The following is a 20,321-nucleotide window of genomic DNA, read 5'->3' as shown; positions in this document are numbered from 1 at the left end:
TCCCTGGTTGGGTCCCATCAGTCACAGGGGCACCAAACTGTGGGACCCTCTGCGGCGGGGCGGGTCGCCGGGCCGAGAGTCCGCACAGCGTCCCAGTGGGTGGGGCCCCTGTTGCCTGGTTGTGTCCCACCAGTCACAGCAGCACCAAACTGTGGGACCCTCTGCGGCGGGGCGGGGCGGGTCGCCGGGCCGAGAGTCCGCGCAGCGTCCCACGATGTGGGGCTGGTGTTGCCTGGTTGGGTCCCACCAGTCACAGGAGCACCAAACTGTGGGACCCTGTGCGGCGGGGGCAGGTCGCCGGGCCTGGGACCAGCACAGCGTCCCACGATGTGGGGCTGGTGTTGCCTCCCGGTGTCCCATCAGTCACAGCAGCACCAAACCGTGGGACCCTCTGCGGCGGAGCGAGTCGGCGGTCCCCGGTCCGGACAGCGAAAAGGCGCCGCCGCAGGTGCGACGGCGCCTTCCGGGTGTCAGCTAGGCCAGGACGGAGCGGTACACGGCGAGGGTTTCCTCCGCGATGGACTCCCAGGAGAACTGCTCGGTGGCCCGGGCGCGGCCGGCCTCGCCCATACGCTGGGCCAGCGCCGGATCGGTGACCACTTCGGTCAGTGCCTCGGCGAAGTCCCGCACGAACTTCTCCGGGTCCAGCGGCGTGCCGGTTCCGTCGGTGACCTGCTCGATGGGCACCAGCAACCCGGTGACGCCGGTATCGACGACCTCGGGAATACCTCCGGTGGCGCTGGCGACGACGGCGGTGCCGCACGCCATTGCCTCAAGGTTCACGATGCCCAGCGGTTCGTAGACCGACGGGCAGGCGAACACGGTGGCGATGGAGAGGATCTTGATCAGCTCGGCGCGCGGCAGCATGCGCTCAATCACCACGACGCCGGTGCGGGTGCGCCGCAGTTCCTCGATCAGCACGGCGGTTTCCGCAGCCAGTTCAGGCGTGTCGGCGGCGCCGAGGCACAGCACCAGCTGGACCTCCGGCGGCAGCAGCGCGGCAGCGCGCAGCAGGTACGGCACACCCTTCTGGCGGGTGTTGCGGCCTACAAAGACCACGCTGGGACGGTCCGGATCGATGTCGAAGGCGCGGACGCCGTCGGGGTCGATGTCCGGCTGCCACTGCTGCACGTCGATGCCGTTGTGGACTACCCGAACCCGCTCCGGGTCCACGTCGGGGTAGCTGCGCAGGATGTCCTGGCGCATGCCTTCGGAGACGGCAATGATGGCCGCGGCTGCCTCGTAGGCGGTTTTCTCCACCCAGGAGGACACGGCGTATCCCCCGCCGAGCTGCTCGGCCTTCCACGGACGCAGCGGCTCCAGGCTGTGGGCGCTGAGCACGTGCGGAACGCCGTGCAGCAGCGAGCCCAGGTGACCGGCCATATTCGCATACCAGGTATGTGAATGGACCAGGTCCGCACCGGCCAGTCCACCCAGGATTTCAAGGTCCGTCCCGAGGGTCTGCACGGCAGGATTCGCAGACTTCAGCTCCGCCGGCACCGCATAACTCTTTACTTTGGCTCCGTGGAAATCTTCGGGTCGCGGGGCCCCGAAACAATGCACATGGAGATCTACTTCTCCGGCCAGGACCCGGCTGAGCTCGGCAACGTGAACGCCTGCTCCTCCGTAGATTTCCGGCGGGAATTCCTTCGACACAATATCTACTCGCACTAAACCAACGTAGTGCACCGGGCAACCAGTGATCTAGTCTGAAGTCAGTAGACTTATTTTCGGAAGAGGTTCAACACAATGGCGCCAAAGAAGGTCCTGGCAGTAGTTCTCGCAGGCGGCGAGGGTAAACGGCTAATGCCGCTTACAGCAGATCGGGCTAAACCGGCGGTTCCCTTTGCCGGGCGCTACCGCCTCATCGACTTCGCACTTTCAAACCTGGTGAACTCCGGGTACCTGCAGATCGTGGTCCTGACCCAGTACAAATCCCACAGCCTGGATCGGCATATCTCCGAAACCTGGCGGCTTTCCACCCAGCTGCAGAACTATGTGGCTTCCGTGCCCGCACAGCAGCGCGTGGGCAAGAGCTGGTTCCTCGGCAGCGCGAACGCCATCTACCAGTCCATGAACCTGATTGAGGATGCCCAGCCGGACATCGTCGTCGTGATCGGCGCGGACCACGTGTACCGCATGGACTTCTCCCAGATGGTAGAGGCGCATATTGCCTCCGGCGCATCGGTGAGCGTTGCCGCCGTCCGGCAGCCGCTGCACCTCGCGGACCAGTTCGGCGTGATCGAAACCGATTCCGAGAACCCGGAGCGCATCGCCGCGTTCGTGGAGAAGCCGGAGACCACGCCGGGCCTGCCCGATGATCCGGGCAGCTTCCTGGCCTCCATGGGCAACTACGTCTTCAACACCGACGCCCTGGTTAAGGCACTGCAGTGGGACGAGGAACGCCTGGTCACCAAGCACGACATGGGCGGGGACATCATCCCCTACTTCGTGGAACGCGGCGACGCCGCCGTGTACGACTTCACCCGCAACATCATCCCCGGTGCCACCGGCAGCGACCACCAGTACTGGCGCGACGTCGGCACCCTGGACTCCTACTACGACGCCAACATGGACCTGATCTCGCCCCTGCCGGCGTTCAACCTGTACAACCTGCAGTGGCCCATCTACACGCGGCAGAGCATCTCCCCGCCCGCCAAGTTCGTGCGCAGCGCCTCCGACCAGGCCGGCACCGCCTTCGACTCGATCGTTTCCGACGGCACGGTGATCTCCGGCGGCAAGGTGACGGGTTCCGTGCTGGCGCAGGACGTCTATGTGGGCTCCAACGCAGAGGTGACCGACTCGGTGCTGATGGACAAGGTGCATGTGGGTGAAGGGGCGATCATCCGCCGCGCCATCATCGACAAGAACGTGCGGATCCCCGCCGGAGCCACGGTTGGTGTGGACCGGGAACTGGACCTCAGCCGCGGTTTCACCGTGACCGAATCCGGCCTCACCGTGCTCAGCAAGGGACAGCGCGTCCCCGAGGCCTGAAAAAACAGGTAGGAGCAGGGGCGCCGGGTGTGAGATTCCCCGGTGCCCCTGCCCCCGATACGGGTGCCTGCGGTCTTCTCCGGTATCCTCGGAAGGCGCACATGGTGCGCCTGCACTGTGGATCCTCCGGTGCCGATGAGCGTAAAGGCCCCAATGAGCACCCCTGAACTAAGCCCGGAAGAAATCCAGACAGCCCTCAAGGTCCTGGCTTCCATCCATGTCCTGGATGAAGAAAACCCCGATTACGTCGCGGTCCGGCGGGCCACCGCCAAGATGTTCAAGTCCGTGAAGAAGCACCGGAAGACCGAAAAGCGCTCCGCTATCGCAGAGGCGGACCGCGCCGTCGTCGCCCTCACCGCCACCGGCGCCGCTGACCGGATTGATGATGAAACCCGCGGGGCGCAGCTCACCACCGCAGCGCACGGACCGTCCGCCGGCACGCTGCTCAAGCCGCGCAACTGCTACATCTGCAAGCAGCCCTACACCGTGGTGGATGCTTTCTACCACCAGCTCTGCCCCGAATGCGCCGGCTTCAGCCACACCAAGCGGGACGCCCGCACCGACCTGACCGGCAAGCGGGCACTGCTGACCGGCGGCCGTGCAAAGATCGGCATGTACATCGCCCTGCGGCTGCTGCGCGACGGCGCGCACACCACCATCACCACCCGCTTCCCGAAAGACGCGGCACGCCGTTTCGCCGCGATGGAAGACTCGGCGGACTGGCTGCACCGGCTGCGCATTGTCGGCATCGACCTGCGCGACCCGGCCCAGGTCATCTCGCTGGCCGAATCCGTGGCGGAGGCAGGCCCCCTGGACATCCTGATCAACAACGCCGCCCAGACCGTCCGGCGTTCCTCCAACGCCTACCGGCCGCTGACCGACGCCGAACTGGCGCCGCTGCCGGACGGTCCCATGCCCGAGCTGGTGACCTTCGGCCACACCTACGACGCGCACCCCACGGCGCTGGCCGGATCAGTCGCCGCGCACCCGGTCCTGGCGGCCGACGCCGTCACAGCCCTGGCGCTCACCGCCGGCTCTTCCTCACTGGCGCGGATGGAGGCCGGAACGGCGATCGACGCCGGCGGGCTGGTGCCGGACACGGCGCCCATTAACAGCTGGACGCAGGTGGTGGACCAGGTGGACCCGCTGGAGATGCTCGAGGTGCAGCTGTGCAACGTCACGGCGCCGTTCCTGCTGGTCAACCGGCTCCGCCCCGCCATGGCGGCGTCCTCGGCGCGGCGCAAGTACATCGTGAACGTCTCGGCCATGGAAGGTCAGTTCTCCCGCCGCTACAAGGGACCCGGGCATCCGCACACCAACATGGCCAAGGCGGCGCTGAACATGCTTACCCGCACCAGTGCCGAGGAAATGCTGGAAACGGACGGGATCCTCATGACGGCCGTGGACACCGGCTGGATCACCGACGAGCGTCCGCACCCCACCAAGGTGCGCCTGGCGGAGGAAGGCTTCCACGCCCCGCTGGACCTGGTCGACGGCGCTGCCCGCGTCTATGACCCGATTGTCATGGGTGAAAACGGCGAGGACCAGTACGGCGTCTTCCTCAAGGACTACAAGCCCTCCCCCTGGTAGGACTTCCGTCCCGCCGTCGTGAGCTCCGGCCGACGACGGCGGGCGGACAGCCGCTGCACTGCCTTGCCGATCTCGGAGACCACCAGGACGGTGGCGCCGACGGCGAAGCAGAGGAACCACTGCGCCGAGGTCAGCGGCACCGTGTCAAAGATCCCCGCGAAGAAGCTCAGCTGAACCACCAGGATCTGCAGCACCACCACGGCCACGAGGGAAACCCAGATGGCGCGGTTGGTGAAGGTCCGCAGGGTGAAGATGCTGCCGGTTTCGGAGCGGACGTTCAACAGGTTGAACACCTGGTAGAACACGAAGGTGGTAAACGCCATGGTGGTGGCGAAGTTGGTGCTGCCGGCGCTTTCGGGGAACCACCGCGGCGCATTGACCAGGACCGTACAGGTACCCACCGCCATCACGATGCCGAGCATTGTCAGCACGGCAATCCGCCTGCCCGTCAGCAGGGGCTCGGTGGCCGGCCGCGGCGGCCGTTTCATCACCTCCGGATCGGTCCGGTCCACCCCAAGCGCCAGGGCCGGCGGGCCGTCCATGATGATGTTCACCCAGAGGATCTGCAGTGCGGTGAAGGGCGCCCCTCCGGCGAAGCCGAAGGTTGCCGCTGCAAGGAAGATCAGCACGAAGCCCCAGGCAGTGGTCAGCTGGAACCGGACGAATTTCAGGATGTTGTCGTAGATGCCGCGGCCCTCTTCGACAGCCGCCACAATAGTGGCGAAGTTGTCGTCGGTGAGGATCATCTTGGCCGCACCCTTGGACACGTCGGTGCCGGTGATGCCCATGGCAATCCCGATGTCGGCGCGTTTCAGCGCCGGAGCGTCATTCACGCCGTCGCCGGTCATGGCCACGATGTAGCCGTCCGCCTGAAGCGCCTCCACAATCCGGATCTTGTGTTCCGGGGAAACCCGGGCCAGGACCCCCAGCTGCGGCGCCTGCCTGCGCAGCTCAGTGTCATCCATGGCATCGAGTGCGGTGCCGGCTGCGGCCCTGCCCTCGATCCCGAGGTCCCTGGCAATCGCCGAGGCCGTGATCAGATGGTCCCCGGTGATCATGTGCACGTCGATTCCGGCGGCCCGCGCCCGGGAAATGGCTTCGGCGGCCTCCTGCCGCGGTGGATCCAGGATCCCGACGACGGCGTACAGCACCAGGCTCGCTGCCTCGGCAAACAGTGCATCCGGGCTGGCCGGCAGGGGTGCATCGAGCACCCGCCCCGCCACGGCCATGGTCCGCAGGCCGGCGTTGGCCAGGGACTCCACGTCGCGGGAAATGCGTGCCCGTTCTTCGGGGTCCAGCGGGACCAGGCCGTCCGGGGTCTGCAGGAACGCGGTCCGGTCCAGGACGACGCCGGGCGCCCCCTTGACGTTGCAGTGCACGGGGGCCCCGGCGTCGTCGTCGCGGTTGAACGTGGCCATGAACTTGTAGCCGGAGTCGAACGGAACTTCCGCGACGCGCCGGTGGGTGGCCCGGGCGCCGGCGACGTCGATCCCGCCCTTTTCCGCCAGGACCACGAGGGAGCCCTCGGTCGGGTCGCCGGTCAGCCTGCCGTCCTCGACCGATGCGTCGTTGCACAGCGCCATGGCCATGTATGCCTCCGGGGGCAGGGGGGCGGCCTCCCCGTCGGGGCTGAGGATCTTTCCGTCCGTGGAGTAGCCGTTCCCGGTCACCCGGAACCTGCGGCCCGCGGGCGAGTACAACCGCCGCACCGTCATTTCATTGAGGGTGAGCGTGCCGGTCTTGTCCGTGCAGATCTGTGACGTGCTGCCGAGGGTCTCCACGGCTGCGAGCTGCTTGATGATGGCCCCGCGCGCGGCGAGCCGGGAGGCACCCATGGCGAGCGTGAAGGCAACGACGGCGGTCAGCCCCTCGGGAATGGTGGCCACGGCCAGCGAGACGGCGGTCAGGAACAGGTCTTCCCAGCTGTCCCCGCGCAGCAGCCCCAGCACGAACACGAGGGCGACGACGGCGAAGGCGATGTAGGTCAGGACCCGCGCAAGCTGGTCGATGCTGCGCTGCAGGGTGGTTTTTTCCTCGCGGGTGCTCCCCAGCAGATGCGCAATGGTGCCGATCTGGGTGTCCATGCCGGTCCCCGTCACCAGCAGCACGCCGCGGCCGCGGGTCACATCGGTGTCCATGAACAGCAGGTTGACCCGGTCGGCCACCGGAAGCTGAGGATCTGAAAGCGGGGCGGCTACCTTGTTGGTGGGCTTGGACTCGCCGGTGAGTGCCGCCTCGGCCACCTGCAGGCGCACCGCCTCCAGCAGCCGTCCGTCCGCCGGCACGCTGTCCCCGGCCTCCAGCAGCACGACGTCGCCGGGCACCAGGTCCGTGCGCTCCACGGTCACCGGGTTGCCGGACCGGAGCGCCCGGCAATTGTCCACCGACGCGTTGCGCAGGGCCTCCAGGCTGTTCTCGGCCCGTTGCTCCTGCACGTAGTTCAGGGCGGTATTGAGGATGATGACCAGCAGGATCACCACCGGGGTTTCCCACTCCTGGGAGACAACGGCACTGACAACCGCGGCGATGATCAGGACGATGGTCAGCCGGTCCGAGAGCAGCGCAAGGATCTTCCGCCACACCGGTACTTTTTTACCCTCGGCGAGCTGGTTCGGCCCGTAACGGTCCAGCCGGTTCCGGACTTCGCCGGCGTCGAGCCCGGCATCCGGGTTCGTGTCCAGTACCGAGGCCACCTCTTCCGCGGGGAATAGCCACGGGGACTCCAGGACCTGCTGCTGCATGGAAACGCCTGGGACGCTTCCACTGTTGCCTTGCGAACTCATGGGTGCTTCCCGGTTCCTTGAGGATGGTGCCCCAATGGTAGCAACGCAGGCCGCGGCAGCAGTATGCCTACTGCGGGCCAGCCCGCGCAGGAGACACCGAAAGCCGGAGCGCGTTGGATGCGCTTTGGATAACTGACGCGACTGCGGCAGGGTGTAGACGTGCCAGAATCCCCCGCAGCCTCCTCCCCCGCACCGTCCTCCCGATGGGACCGCCTGCGCGGCACTGTCCCCGGACTGCTGACCGCGGCTGCCGCCGTCGTCGCGTCCTTCCTCGTACATCTGCTCCTGCCCGCGGTACCTGTCCTGACGGCTGCGGTGGTGCTGGGCCTGCTGGCGGCGAATGTACCCGGTAGTGCGGCCATGGCCGCCGGTGCCTGGAAACCGGGACTGGCCCTGGCTGCGCGGAAGTTCCTGCGCCTTGGAATTGTCCTGCTGGGGCTGAAGGTTTCGCTGGTCGACATCGCCGGACTGGGGTGGACAGCGCTGCTCCTGATCGTGGCGCTGGTGCTGGCGGCCTTTGCGGGCACGTACGGCATCTGCCGGTTGTTCCGCCTTCCAGGGGATGAACCGGTGCTGATCGCCGCCGGCTTCTCCATCTGCGGTGTTTCCGCCATCGGGGCGATGGCCGCAGTCCGCAGGACCCGCACCGAAGAAACGGTGGTGCCGGTCGCCCTGGTGACGCTTTGCGGCACGCTGGCCATTGCGGTGCTGCCGCTGGCCGGCAGGATGCTGGGCCTGCCGGCGGAAGTCTTTGGTTCCTGGGCCGGGGCGTCGGTGCACGACGTCGGGCAGGTGGTCGCCACCGCGCAGACCGCCGGTACAGCGGCGTTGGCGGCCGCCGTCGTCGTGAAGCTTGCGCGCGTAGTGCTGCTGGCACCGATGACCGCAGCCGCCGGGCTGCGGGCCCGGCGCGCGCAGCTTCCGCTGCAAGGCAAACGCCCTCCGCTGGTCCCTTTGTTTGTCCTGGGCTTCCTCGCGCTGATCCTGGTCCGTACCTGGGGCGTGCTGCCCGGGGCGGCGCTGGAAACCGCCGCCGTCCTGCAGGAGCTGCTCTTCGCCGCGGCGTTGTTTGCGCTGGGGGCCGGTGTCCGGGTGAGGGCGCTCTTCGCCTCCGGTGTCCGTGCGGCGGCAGCGGCGTTGACGTCGTGGGCCCTGATATCCGGCCTGGGCCTAGCCGCGGCGTTGCTGCTGGCCGGATAGTGGGACCAGGGTGCCGTCAGGGTAGCAACCAGCCCCTGCCCACCCAACTCCCGTGCCCACCCACCCACCAAGGACCTGTGAGCCATGTCCGGAGAAGGAGTTGCGCAACACACGGTAGATGGCGCCCAACGGCGTCATGCCGCGCCGTTGCGAATCCGCCCGCAGCTCGCGAACTTGCCGGCTGCCGCCGGTCTGGTGCTGTGCGGGTTGATCCTGTGGGCCCTGCTGACCAACGTGGTGTTCCCGCACTACGGTGCTTCGCAGTACCGCACTGGGTGGGCACTGCTGGCCGCGGCAGTGGTACCGGGGCTGATGACCGGGCTGTATTGGCTGCTGCGGAGAACCGCGGCGGCAGCTGCGCGGCACCGCCCCTGGACGTACCTGCCGTGGGCAGCGGTGTGGGCGCTGCTGCTGTGGATCCAGATGCGGGTGGCCTACGCCGTCCGGCTTCCCCCGGACTGGGATGCGTATGCCGTCGCCGATGCCGCCGCCGGGCTGGCAGGCAAAACGATTGACTCCGTGCCTCCCTATTTCGAGACCAACCCGAACAACCTGCTCCTGATGCTGCTGATAGCGGCGTACTACGAGCTGGCGCTCTCGCTCGGTTTTCAGGACCTGGGAATGATTACGGCATTCCTTAACGGGTCGGTGCTCTTCGCCGGGACGGTGCTGACGTATTGCGCGGTACGCATGTTGGGCGGCCGGATCGCCGCCGCCGTTTCGCTGGTGCCGACGACGGTCTTCCTGGTTCTATCGCCGTGGGCGGGAGTGCTCTACTCGGACACGGTCGGTGTTCTGTTCACCGTCCTGATCCTCTGCCTGCTGTTGGTGTCCCGGCGCTCGGCCAGCCTTACCGTCCGTGTGCCGCTGTGGATCCTTGCGGGTGCGGTGGCCGCGGTGGGCTACGGGATCAAACCCACCGTGCTGATCTGCCTGGTGGCTGCCGGCATCACGGCGGTATGCCTGCTCGCCGGGCGGAAGGACACCCTGGTCCTGCTGCTCGCCGTGGTTATTGTCGGCGGGAGCTTCTTCATCGGTAACCGGCTGATTGCGGGCTTTGAACAACGGAGCCCGGTGATTGCGTTCGATGTCCAAGACAATCCCCACGCGATGAACATGGGCCATTTCCTGAAGGTCGGCGCGCGCTCCACGGAGGGACCTCACGGGCCCTACTACGGGGCCTACAACGAGGATGATTACCAGAGTACGGTTGCCATCACCGGTGAAGAGGAGAAATTCCGCCAGGGCGTGCAGGCCTACCAGAACCGGGTGTCCGCCATGGGGCCGGGCGGTTACGTTGCCTTCCTCCACCATAAGCTGGCATGGATTACGGGAGACGGATCCTTCTTTTCCTTCGGCGAGGGACGGATGACCGGGGAGAATTTCCTTTCATCCCGCCCCGCGGACCAAGGCATCCAGGACCTGTTCGGCAATACCCGTCCGAACTTTCAATGGATGCTCTCCATCTGGCAGGGAACCTGGTTCGCGACCCTTGCCCTCGTGTCCGTGCCGTTGTTCCTGCGGACGCCGCGCCTCCTGCGCCCGGAGCTGTCGGCAATGCGGATTGCACTGTTCGGATTGCTCCTGTTCCTTTTGCTCTTCGAGGCGCGTGCCCGGTTCCTCTATCTCTACGCACCGTATTTCATAGTGCTGGCCTCATTGTCCTTCTCCGCGGTGATGGAACGATTGCCCGGCAGCGGTTCCGAGCCGCGTAGGGGGCCGGTTACGGCGACCATCGCATCGGACGGCACCGCCGGCGCCCGCAGAAGTGATTGAATGAACAGGTGCCTAACCAGAACCTGAGCCGTGACGAAGCCGCTCTGCGGTCCCGCCTGCTGTCCGTGACCTCCTACGATGTCCATCTGGACCTGGGCAATGCCCAGAACCAGGACGCCGCAGGCTTCCGGTCCCGAAGCACCATAACCTTCGGCTGTTCAGAGCCCGGTGCCGAGACGTTCCTGGACTTCATCCACGGCGGGGTGTCCTCGGTTGTCCTGAACGGGGCCGAGCTGGACCTGGCAGACGTTGTGGACTCCTCCCGGATCCGCCTGCCCGGCCTGCAGCGGCAAAACACCGTCACCGTCGACGGCACGGCCCTCTACAGCCGGAGCGGCGAGGGCCTGCACCGCTTCCGCGACCCGGCGGACGGGCAGATCTACCTCTACACGCAGTACGAGCCCGCCGACGCGCGGCGCGTATTTGCCGATTTTGAGCAGCCGGACCTGAAGGCGTCCTTCAGTTTCACGGTGACGGCGCCGAGTGGCTGGGAGGTGGCTTCCAACGGCGTCGAAACGCAGCGGACACCGCTGGGTGACGGCGCCCTGAGCCGTTGGGAGTTCGCTGCTACCCAGCGCATCTCCACCTACATCACCACGGTCCTCGCCGGCCCGTACCACCGCGCCGACGACGAGTGGTGCACCCGGCTCGACGACGGCACCGACCTTCGCGTTCCGCTGGCGGCGTACTGCCGTTCCTCCCTGGCCGAGTACTTCGACGCGGAGAACATCTTCGCGGTCACTAAACGGGGCCTGGACTACTTCCACCGCCTCTTTGCCTTCCCGTATCCCTTCGGGAAATACGATTCCGCCTTTGTCCCCGAGTACAACCTCGGCGCCATGGAGAATCCCGGCCTGGTGACCTTCACCGAGGCATACGTGTTCCGCTCCAGGGCCACGGAGGCGCAGTACGAGGCGCGCGCCAACACCATCCTGCACGAGATGGCGCACATGTGGTTCGGCGACCTGGTGACCATGAAGTGGTGGGACGACCTGTGGCTCAAGGAGTCCTTCGCGGACTACATGGGCGCCCTGGCCGTGGACCGTGCCACCGACTTCACCAACTCCTGGGTGAGCTTCGCGAACCGGCGCAAGGCCTGGGCCTACGTCCAGGACCAGCTGCCCACCACGCACCCCATCGTGGCGGACATCCCCGATCTGGAGGCCGCGAAGCAGAACTTCGACGGCATCACGTATGCCAAGGGCGCCTCGGTGCTCAAGCAGCTGGTGGCCTACGTCGGGTTCGATGCCTTTATCGAGGCTGCCCGGGGGTACTTCCGGGCCCATGCCTTCGGCAACACCACGCTCGCGGACCTCCTCAGTGCCCTGGAAACGGCGTCCGGCAGGGACATGGCGCTGTGGTCCAGCCGCTGGCTCCAGACCGCCGGCGTTCCGGTCCTGGCCCCGGAGACCGAAACCGACGACGCCGGTGCCTACACTTCCGTGGTTATCCGGCAGAATGCTCCGGATCCGGTCAGCGGCGAACAGGTCCCCCGGCCGCACCGGCTCCGCGTCGGACTGTACGATTTCGACGCCGCCGGAGCCCTGGTCCGCATTGACAGCGTGGAACTGGACGTCGCCGGTGCACGGACGGAGGTACCTGAACTGCTCGGCAGGCAGCGTCCTGCCCTTCTGCTGCTCAATGACGAGGACCTTACCTACGCCAAGATCCGTTTCGACGACGCGTCACTGGGCACGCTGCTGGAGTCCCTGCACCGGCTCACCGATCCCCTGGCCCGGGCCATCACGCTTTCAGCGCTGTGGAACAGCGTCCGGGACGGGGTCCTCAGTGCCAAGGACTACGTACGGCTGGTCCAGCGGGTGGCGCCGCAGGAAAGCGGTGCCGGCGTACTGCAGGTACTGCTGGACAATGCCCTCAGTGCCATCGAGTATTACGCACCGACGTCGCGGCGGGACGAACTGCGCGAGGAGTTCTACGCGCACATTGCCGAGCAGTTGAAGACGGCGGCACCGGGCAGCGACCGGCAGATCATCTGGGCCCGGGCCGCCGCAGGGGCCGGGCGGCGCAGCAGCACCTACAACCGGCTGCTGCGCGGACTGCTGGACGGCAGTGCCGGCGTCGAGGGCCTGGCAGTGGATTCCGATCTTCGCTGGCGCCTGTGGGTTGCACTCGCGGCCACCGATTCCGCCACCCGCGCGGAACTGGACGCCGAACTGGAACGGGACACCACGGCGTCGGGACGGGTGGGCCACACGACCGCAGCGGCTGCCTTCCCGGATCCGGAGGTGAAGGCTGCGGCCTGGCAGGCGGCAGTCCACTCCGATCGCCTCTCCAACGAGCTGCTCTCGGCCACAATCACCGGGTTCGGCCTGGGCAGCCACGAGTTGCTGGACGGATACGTGGAGGACTATTTCGCCTCCCTCACCGAGGTCTGGTCCGCACGCAGCATCGAGCTGGCCTCCCGCGTGGTCGGCGGGCTCTACCCCGGGCACCAGGATGCAGCGCCGGGCATGGCACCGGCCGACCATCCGGTAGTGCAGAAATCGGTCGAATGGCTGGAGCTTCATCCCGGCGCGCCGGGCGCGCTGCGGCGGATCATCATCGAGCAGCAGGACCAGCTGCTTCGGTCCCTGCGCGTCCAGGCGGCCGGACTGTAGGTCCGGGGAGGCAGCAGGCCCGGCGTCAGGCCAGCTGCGGCTTGGCGACGGTGAGGAGGATGGCCGAGTCTTCCAGGGCCGCGACGGAGTGCCGCGCCTGCGGAACAATCAGCAGGTCTCCCGCGGCGCCGTCCCAGGTGTTGCCCTCCGCGGCCAGGGCAACCCGGCCCTTGAGGACATAGACCGTGGCCTCGCCCGGATTCTCATGCTCGTCCATAACAAACCCGGCCCGGAGGGCAATCACGGTCTGCCGCAGCACGTGCTCGTGTCCGCCGTAGACAGTGGAGGCGCTGCGTCCGCTGGCCGCCTGCCGTGAGGATTCCATGTGTTGGCGGACGAGGGCGGTCAGCGACTTTTTCTCCATCTCCGCAGTCTAGGCCTACGGACCGCCGCCGGGGTAGCGGACGGTCCGCAGGCCGGCGGGTTAGGGGACGCGGCTCAGCCACTCCGGGGTGTCGAACTTTTCAGCGACCTTCTGCTCCGCGAGGGCCAGCTCCTCGTCGGAGATCGACGCCTCGACTGCGCCGTAACGCGTGGCGAAGGTGTCCATCATGGTTGCAATGATGTCTTCGCGGGAAAGCCCGGTCTGCCGCTTAAGCGGATCCACCCGCTTCTTGGCACTCGTAGTGCCCTTGTCGGAGAGTTTTTCCTTGCCGATGCGCAGCACCTCCACCATCTTGTCCGCGTCGATGTTGTAGGACATGGTGACGTGGTGCAGCATCCCGCCGCTGCTGAAACGTTTCTGTGCGGCACCGCCGATCTTGCCCTGGTCCGTGGCCATGTCGTTCAGCGGCACGTACCAGGCGGAGATTCCGAGCTTCTTCAGGGATTCCATCACCCAGGCGTCCAAGAAGGGGTAGGAATCCGCGAAGCTGAGCCCATCCACCAGGGACTGGGGAACGTAAAGGGAGTAGGTGATGGCGTTGCCGTGCTCCATGAACATGGCACCGCCGCCGGTGATGCGCCGGACTACGGTGACACCGTGCCGTTCCGCTCCCTCCGGATCCACCTCGTTCTTCAGGGACTGGAAGCTGCCGATCACCACGGAGGGCGACTCCCATTCCCAGAACCGAAGGGTGGGATTGCGCTTACCCGTGCCCACTTCCTCCGCCAGGACCTCGTCCATGGCTACGTGCATATGCGTGGACAGCGGGGTGGGCGGGATGATCTCCCACTGGTGGTCCCCCCAGCCGGTGGCCTTGCCGAGGGCGCGGCGTACGGTGGTGGCGACGGCTTCGGGCGAGAAACCGAAGAGGACCGTATCCGGGGACAACCGGGAGCGGACGGCTGCGGCAATATCGCCGAACGACGTCTCGGCAGACAGGCCCTCAAGGGCGGCATTGATATCCCCGAGTGCTTCATCGGGTTCCAGGAAGAAATCGCCGCCAAGGGAAACATCGGCCAGCTTGCCGTCACGGACTTCCAGGTCCGCTACAACGAGTTTGCCGCCGGGAACTTTGTATTCCCCGTGCCGGCGTCCAGTGTTATCCGTGCTTGCCATCAAGACTCCTTAGCTCCGAACCGCTCTGCCGGGACCGGACGGTCCCCCGTTACAGGGAAAGGCCCGCCGGGCTGATGCCGGCGGACCTTTCTCTAAGTACTGCTGTATTTCCGTGCTGGTTACTTCTTCGCGCCGAAGCCCTTGAAGCGGGCGTTGAAGCGCTCCACGCGGCCGGCGGAGTCCATGATGCGCTGCTTGCCCGTGTAGAACGGGTGCGATGCGGAGGAGATTTCCACCTCGATGAGCGGGTACGTGTTTCCGTCTTCCCACTCGATCGTCTTGGAGGAGGTGGCGGTGGAGGCCGTCAGGAAAGCGGTGTCGGACGCGAGGTCACGGAAGACAACCGGAGCATACTTGGGGTGGATATCAGACTTCACAGTTTTACCTTCTTTTGGTGCCTGGATTTTGCCAGGCACAGTGTGGTTGAAAGCTTTATCGGCCGTACATTCGGCCAGCAACCCATACTAGCGCATTTCCCGGACCCGCAGGAAACCCTTCGGCTCTCGTCTCAAGAGAGCGGGCGGGTGCCCCACTGGGCGTTGACGGCGGTGATCTTCGAGGTGATGCCCTGGTTAAGGCCGGTGATTTCAATCTGTACGGGGCGGTAAAAATCATCCAGGCACAGTGAAAAGGAACCGGCCGGAAGCACCGCGGATGACCCTGCCGGAGGTCCGGTGCCGTTTCCGGGCTGCTGCGCCTCCCCCGTGTCGAAGCTCCCGCTGATCTGCGTGCAGGGCTTCCCGTCGAGCACTACCCCGTACCGGACGGCGACCTCTTCCGCCGGTGCAAGCAGCGCGGCCACTCTCTCCGGCCGGACGGTCAACTCGGCGGCATCGGCAAGGATCGCCGCGTAGGCCTCTTCAGCCGTTCCTTCCCGGTCCGCGGAAATGTCCTGGTTCTCCTTGCGCAGCACCCGCTGCCCCTCGCGGATGGTGAGTGAGAGGTCCGCATCCGTGTCCTGCAGGGTCATGGCGAAGTCGGGGCCGGTGGCGAACCGGACGCTGTACGTGCCGGCCGGGAGCCAGCTGGTGTCTGTCCGAAGGGTCTGCACGCCGCCTCCGCCCGCGGCCATGGCGGCGGAGACGCAGGCCCCCGCTTCGGCCCCGGACGCAGGCTCCGGATCCCGGCGAAGGAGCCACTGGCAGGCATCCTGGACCGACTGCGGCATACCAACCTGGCTGCCGGTGACACCCACCTGCGTCGGCGGAGCGGTGATTTCGGGAACGGGCGACGGCGGCCGGGTGGGATAGGCGGTGCGGGACGGCTCTGCGGCAACGGTGCCGGACGGCGCCGCTGAAGCCGATGTTTCCCGTTCCTGCAGTTGACCGGCGGTGGGGCCGCAGGCCGAAACGGTCAGCAGTAATCCGGCGCACAGCGCCAGGACCTTGCCTGGCCGGGTGCTTGCACGGGATTCCATAGCAGCTCCGCTGGTCTCCTCGAAGGGTGGATGACTGCGCACAGTCTGGCACCTGAGGGACTGCAGGGTAAGGGCAGCGGACTGCCCGGCGGCATCAGGGCCGGCACTCCCAGAATGCCACGGCACTGGCGGCGGCTACATTCAGCGAATCGACGCCCCCGCTCATCGGGATGCGTACGGCCAGGTCGACGCCGGTGAGGGTGGCCTCGGCCAGGCCGTCGCCTTCCGTGCCGAGGACCAGTGCAAGGCGCTCGTCGCGGCGGGCGCTCAGTTCATCCAGGGTCAGGGAATCCTCGCGCAGTGCCAGGGCAGCAGTCACAAAGCCGGCTTCACGGAGCTGTTCGAGTTGTCCCGGCCAGTCCGTCAGCCGCACCCACGGAACCTGGAAGACTGCTCCCATGCTTACGCGGATGGCCCGGCGGTACAGCGGGTCCGCACAGCGGGGTGTCACCAGCACGGCGTCCACCTGCAGGGCAGCGGCGGAACGGAAGATCGCACCGATGTTGGTGTGGTCGACAATGTCTTCCAGCACCGCGATCCTGCGGGCCGTACCCAGCAGGCCGGGCAGGTCCAGGGGCGCAGGGCGTTCCATGGCCGCCAGGGCACCCCGGTGCAGGTGGAACCCGGTGATCTGCTCCAGGACCTCGGGCGTACCTACGTAGGCAGGCACGTCCGGGAACCGGGCCAGGATGTCCGCCAGGTCCGGAAGCCATTTCTCGGCCAGGAAAAAGGACCGCGGGCGGTGTCCGGCGTCGACCGCGCGGCGCAGGACCTTGGAGGATTCGGCAATGTACATGCCCTCCTCCGGTTCCCGCCGCTTCCGGAGGGAGGTGTCCGTGAGGGAGGTGTAGTCGTAGACGCGGGGATCGTCGGCGGACTCTAAATACTGGAGGTTCACCCGGAAACTGCTCCTAGCCGCGCCGGGCAGTGGCCGAATACCGGCCGCCGTCGCGGCGCAGGTCCAGCGGCAGGTCAAAGGCGGTGCATAGGTGTTCTTCGGTGAACACCTCTTCGATGGGACCGGACGCCACCACGCCGCCTTCGCGGAGCAGCAGGGCGTGGGTGAAACCGGTGGGGACTTCTTCCAGGTGGTGGGTGACCAGCACCATGGCGGGTGCTTCCTCGTCCCGGGCCAGTTCGCCGAGCCGGAACAGGAGGTCCTCTCGGCCTGCGAGGTCCAGGCCGGCGGCCGGCTCGTCCAGCAGCAGCAGTTCCGGATCCGTCATCAGGGCGCGGGCGATCTGGACGCGCTTGCGCTCCCCTTCGCTGAGCGAGGAGAAGCGGCGGTTCATGAAGGTGGACATGCCCCACTCGTGCAGGAGGCGGAAGGCGCGCCGTTCGTCGAGCTTTTCGTACTTTTCACGCCAGCGCCCGGTCATTCCGTAGGACGCCGTGAGCACCACGTTGAGGACTGTTTCGTCCTCGGGGATCTGCCCGGCAAGTGCCGCGGAGGCCAGACCGATACGGGGGCGGAGTTCAAAGACGTCCACCGCGCCGAGGACTTCCTCGAGGATTCCCGCTACGCCTCGGGTAGGGTGCATCCGGCCGCTGGCAATCTGCAGCAGCGTGGTCTTTCCGGCACCGTTGGGGCCCATGATGACCCAACGTTCCCCCTCCTTGACCTGCCAGTTAACGCCGTCCAACAGGTTTTTGCCGCCGCGGACAACGCTTACGCCGGCAAATTCAAGAACATCACTCATAGCACTAGACATTAGGCTAAAGAAAGGGGCATTGGCGAAACGATGCGCCCGGCCGCCACGCAGACGCAGCCGGGGATCCCCGTACCGAACACGTACTTCCCCGTTGGACCGAGCAGAACGGAAACCATGCCGAACTCCCCCGAATACAGTGTCGTCAGCTACGGGCGGGATCTGTCCGACGCCTATCTGGGGGCGGTGCAGGGCGCCGTCTCCGGGTTGGGGGCGCGGATCCTGGAACTGGAGAACGCTGCGGGGAACGGTTTCACCGTGTCCAAGCTTTATGTGGGGTACGACGGCGGCCTCCCCCGGCTGCGGCGCGCCGTCGCCGCAGCTGCGGCAGCCGTACCGGCACGGCCGGGCGGTGAGCAGAGCGCCGTGGTGCCGCCGTCGCTGCTTGAGGATGCCCGGAAGCTGCTGGTGCTGGACGTGGACTCGACCCTGATCAAACAGGAAGTCATTGAACTGCTGGCGGCGCATGCAGGACGGGAAGCGGAGGTCGCAGCGGTGACCGAGGCCGCCATGCGCGGGGAACTGGATTTTGCCGCGAGCCTGCATGCCCGAGTGAAAACGCTGGCCGGGCTGCCGGCGTCCGTCATCGACGAAGTGGGGGCCAGGATTGAACTTTCCGACGGCGCGGAACTGCTGGTGAAGGAGTTCCTTGCGGCCGGACACGGAGTTGCCGTGGTGTCGGGCGGTTTCACCCAGGTGCTTGACCCGCTGGCCGATCGCCTGCGGCTCAGCTTCCGCCGGGCGAACCTCCTGGAAATAAAAGACGGGGTGCTGACTGGCGCGGTGTCCGGGGAAGTCGTGGACCGTGCGGTCAAGGCGCGTTCACTGGCCGAGTGGGCACGGGCCCTGGAGGTGGCACCCGGCTCCACTATTGCGGTGGGCGACGGCGCCAATGACCTGGACATGCTCGCGGCGGCCGCACTGGGAGTGGCGTTTAACGCCAAACCGGCAGTGCAGGCCGCCGCGGATGCCGTGGTGAACCTGCCCCAACTGGACGTGGTTCAGCACTTCGTGAAGCTTTAGGCGGGCCCGCCTGCCGCTCCCGCGGTCAGGTAGTCCGCACCGCCCACGTATTCGGTGTGTCCGGACGGAACATCGGCCGTGGCCATGCGGGCTACTTCGGCGCCGAACTCCTGCACGGAGTAAAGCCTTCCGGCTTCTTCGCGGCGGGCTTCGATGGCGCCCGGGTTGGCCCGGTCCAGCAGGGTGGCCGTCACGGTGCCTTCGATCATGTCACCCGAGACCACCACCAGGGTGATGCCCTTCTCTTCCAGCTGCGGGAGCATGCTGCGCAGCGCGTCCTCGCCGGCACGCTTGCTGAGTGCGACGGCTTCGTATTCCGGCATGGTCGGTACCGACTTGATGAAGTGCGCCTGGTGGCTGGTGACGAAGACCACCCGCGAACCGGCAGGCATCACTTCGAGGGCAGCAGTGAGCATGTTGACCTGCGCGTCGCGGTTCAGCTTCAGCGCGTAGTTCTCTTCCACGCCGGTTTCCATGCCCCCGGAGGCATTGAGCACCAGGATGTCGAGCCCACCGAAGTTTTCCTGCGCAGCGGCCACCAGGGCAGCTGTCCCCTCGGCGGCGGTGAGGTCTGCGCCAACGGCGACTGCGCGTCCGCCGGCTTCCTCAATGGCAGCCACCACCTTGTTGGCACGCGGTGCCTTTTGGCGGTAGTTGACGACGACGCCGGCACCCTCGGCTGCCAGGAACCGGGCCACTTCGGCTCCGATTCCGCGCGATGATCCGGTGACTATCGCTGCTTTGCCCTCCAGCAGACCCATGTGAACTCCTTGTTGTAGAAAGTATCTAAGCGTTCAGCTCTTTGAACCCATCCTGCCAGCCGGGAACCCGGCTGGCAGTTGAGGAAACCTCCAATGATTCCGGAGCGTCGCGTTGGGCCGGGCTAGTGCCCCATGCCCAGGCCGCCGTCGACCGGGATGACCGCACCGGAAATGTAGCCTGCCTCGTCGCCCGCAATCCAGCGAACCACGTTGGCAACTTCCTCCGGCTCGGCGAACCGGCCGGCGGGGATGGAGGACAGGTAGTTCTTCTGCGTGTCCTCGGGCAGGGCACGGGTCATGTCGGTGTTGATGAAGCCCGGCGCCACGACGTTGGCCGTGATGTTGCGTGAACCCAGTTCGCGGGTGAGGGAACGGGCAATGCCGATCAGTCCGGACTTGGAGGCGGCGTAGTTGATCTGCCCGGGTGAACCGTAGAGCCCGACCACCGAGGAGATCAGGACCACCCGGCCCTTCTTCATCCGGAGCATGCCCTTGGACGCACGCTTGACCACCCGGAAGGCGCCCGTGAGGTTGGTGTCAATCACATCGGAGAAATCGTCTTCACTCATCCGCAGCAGCAGCATGTCCCGGGTAATTCCGGCATTGGCCACGAGGACTTCAACCGGCCCGTGCGCAGCCTCCACCTCGGTAAACGCTGCATCAACCGATGCCATATCCGTCACATCCGCCTTGACGCCCAACATTCCGTCGGGGACCTCGCCGCTGCGGTACGTGATGGCTACGCGGTCACCTGCGGCGAGGAACGACTTGGCGATTGCCAGCCCGATTCCGCGGTTTCCTCCGGTCACCAGGACGCTGCGGCCGGACTCGTTCTCTTGGGTGTTCTGCACGGATGTTCCTTCTTTCAGCCAGCGATTGGGGGTTGTCTCGATCCTACGTGCGCCGGATTCAACTTCTGCAACGCTGCTGCTAGTGAGAGAATGAACGA

The 20,321-nt window shown here is 66.4% G+C and carries 16 protein-coding genes; 6 read left to right on the top strand and 10 right to left on the bottom strand.

Annotated features, from left to right (window positions below; translation table 11 throughout):
• Positions 1 to 474 precede the first annotated feature (474 nt).
• On the bottom strand, positions 475 to 1,671 hold the full coding sequence (gene glgA / locus N2K98_RS09160) for a glycogen synthase (RefSeq protein ID WP_255797705.1): 1,197 nt from the start codon (positions 1,669 to 1,671) through the stop codon (positions 475 to 477).
• A gap of 78 nt (positions 1,672 to 1,749) precedes the next feature.
• On the opposite strand from glgA, the gene glgC reads away from it, so the two are divergent.
• Both glgC and N2K98_RS09150 read left to right on the top strand, forming a co-directional pair.
• Positions 1,750 to 2,994 (top strand): glucose-1-phosphate adenylyltransferase, encoded by a 1,245-nt coding sequence (gene glgC, locus N2K98_RS09155; protein ID WP_308219825.1) that lies wholly within the window; start codon positions 1,750 to 1,752, stop codon positions 2,992 to 2,994.
• Positions 2,995 to 3,147: 153 nt separating this feature from the next.
• The gene (locus N2K98_RS09150; protein WP_255797706.1) at positions 3,148 to 4,584 is read left to right on the top strand and encodes an SDR family oxidoreductase; all 1,437 of its coding nucleotides are present in this window, start codon (positions 3,148 to 3,150) and stop codon (positions 4,582 to 4,584) included.
• Here the strand turns inward: N2K98_RS09150 and N2K98_RS09145 are convergent.
• A complete protein-coding gene (locus N2K98_RS09145) occupies positions 4,563 to 7,325 on the bottom strand; it encodes a cation-translocating P-type ATPase (RefSeq protein ID WP_255865606.1) in 2,763 nt (920 codons plus the stop codon). The two genes, N2K98_RS09150 and N2K98_RS09145, sit on opposite strands and share 22 nt — an antisense overlap.
• Before the next feature lie 201 nt (positions 7,326 to 7,526).
• On the opposite strand from N2K98_RS09145, the gene N2K98_RS09140 reads away from it, so the two are divergent.
• From N2K98_RS09140 to pepN, 3 genes are all read left to right on the top strand, one after another.
• Positions 7,527 to 8,567 (top strand): YeiH family protein, encoded by a 1,041-nt coding sequence (locus N2K98_RS09140; RefSeq protein WP_370646408.1) that lies wholly within the window; start codon positions 7,527 to 7,529, stop codon positions 8,565 to 8,567.
• A gap of 174 nt (positions 8,568 to 8,741) precedes the next feature.
• Complete coding sequence (locus N2K98_RS09135) at positions 8,742 to 10,343, top strand: glycosyltransferase family protein (RefSeq protein ID WP_255865605.1); 1,602 nt, start codon at positions 8,742 to 8,744, stop codon at positions 10,341 to 10,343.
• Between the two features lie 8 nt (positions 10,344 to 10,351).
• Positions 10,352 to 12,961 (top strand): aminopeptidase N, encoded by a 2,610-nt coding sequence (gene pepN, locus N2K98_RS09130; RefSeq protein ID WP_255865604.1) that lies wholly within the window; start codon positions 10,352 to 10,354, stop codon positions 12,959 to 12,961.
• Positions 12,962 to 12,986: 25 nt separating this feature from the next.
• Here pepN and N2K98_RS09125 read toward each other — a convergent pair whose 3' ends face one another.
• The 6 genes from N2K98_RS09125 to N2K98_RS09100 all read right to left on the bottom strand — a co-directional run bounded on the left by N2K98_RS09125 (position 12,987) and on the right by N2K98_RS09100 (position 17,579).
• The gene (locus N2K98_RS09125) at positions 12,987 to 13,325 is read right to left on the bottom strand and encodes a cupin domain-containing protein (RefSeq protein WP_255865603.1); all 339 of its coding nucleotides are present in this window, start codon (positions 13,323 to 13,325) and stop codon (positions 12,987 to 12,989) included.
• 60 nt (positions 13,326 to 13,385) lie between these two features.
• Positions 13,386 to 14,462 (bottom strand): lipoate--protein ligase family protein, encoded by a 1,077-nt coding sequence (locus N2K98_RS09120; protein WP_255865602.1) that lies wholly within the window; start codon positions 14,460 to 14,462, stop codon positions 13,386 to 13,388.
• 119 nt (positions 14,463 to 14,581) lie between these two features.
• Positions 14,582 to 14,839, bottom strand: a complete 258-nt coding sequence (locus N2K98_RS09115; protein WP_146361982.1) for a type B 50S ribosomal protein L31 — start codon at positions 14,837 to 14,839, stop codon at positions 14,582 to 14,584.
• 131 nt (positions 14,840 to 14,970) lie between these two features.
• A complete protein-coding gene (locus tag N2K98_RS09110) occupies positions 14,971 to 15,879 on the bottom strand; it encodes a hypothetical protein (RefSeq protein WP_255865601.1) in 909 nt (302 codons plus the stop codon).
• A gap of 94 nt (positions 15,880 to 15,973) precedes the next feature.
• The gene (locus N2K98_RS09105; RefSeq protein ID WP_255865600.1) at positions 15,974 to 16,777 is read right to left on the bottom strand and encodes a TrmH family RNA methyltransferase; all 804 of its coding nucleotides are present in this window, start codon (positions 16,775 to 16,777) and stop codon (positions 15,974 to 15,976) included.
• A 13-nt stretch (positions 16,778 to 16,790) separates the two neighbouring features.
• Complete coding sequence (locus N2K98_RS09100) at positions 16,791 to 17,579, bottom strand: ABC transporter ATP-binding protein (RefSeq protein ID WP_255865599.1); 789 nt, start codon at positions 17,577 to 17,579, stop codon at positions 16,791 to 16,793.
• Positions 17,580 to 17,705: 126 nt separating this feature from the next.
• On the opposite strand from N2K98_RS09100, the gene serB reads away from it, so the two are divergent.
• Complete coding sequence (serB, locus tag N2K98_RS09095; protein ID WP_255865598.1) at positions 17,706 to 18,611, top strand: phosphoserine phosphatase SerB; 906 nt, start codon at positions 17,706 to 17,708, stop codon at positions 18,609 to 18,611.
• Here serB and N2K98_RS09090 read toward each other — a convergent pair.
• Positions 18,608 to 19,372 (bottom strand): SDR family oxidoreductase, encoded by a 765-nt coding sequence (locus tag N2K98_RS09090; protein ID WP_255865596.1) that lies wholly within the window; start codon positions 19,370 to 19,372, stop codon positions 18,608 to 18,610. The two genes, serB and N2K98_RS09090, sit on opposite strands and share 4 nt — an antisense overlap.
• Before the next feature lie 122 nt (positions 19,373 to 19,494).
• Positions 19,495 to 20,223 carry a beta-ketoacyl-ACP reductase gene (locus tag N2K98_RS09085; RefSeq protein WP_255865595.1) on the bottom strand — a complete coding sequence of 243 codons (729 nt, stop codon included), beginning with the start codon at positions 20,221 to 20,223 and terminating at the stop codon, positions 19,495 to 19,497.
• Positions 20,224 to 20,321 lie beyond the last annotated feature (98 nt).

The organism is Arthrobacter jinronghuae (genome assembly GCF_025244825.1).
Classification (GTDB): Bacteria; Actinomycetota; Actinomycetes; order Actinomycetales; family Micrococcaceae; genus Arthrobacter_B; species Arthrobacter_B jinronghuae.
Note: the sequence above shows the minus strand (reverse complement) of the source record. Positions and strands in the feature narration are given on the sequence as shown.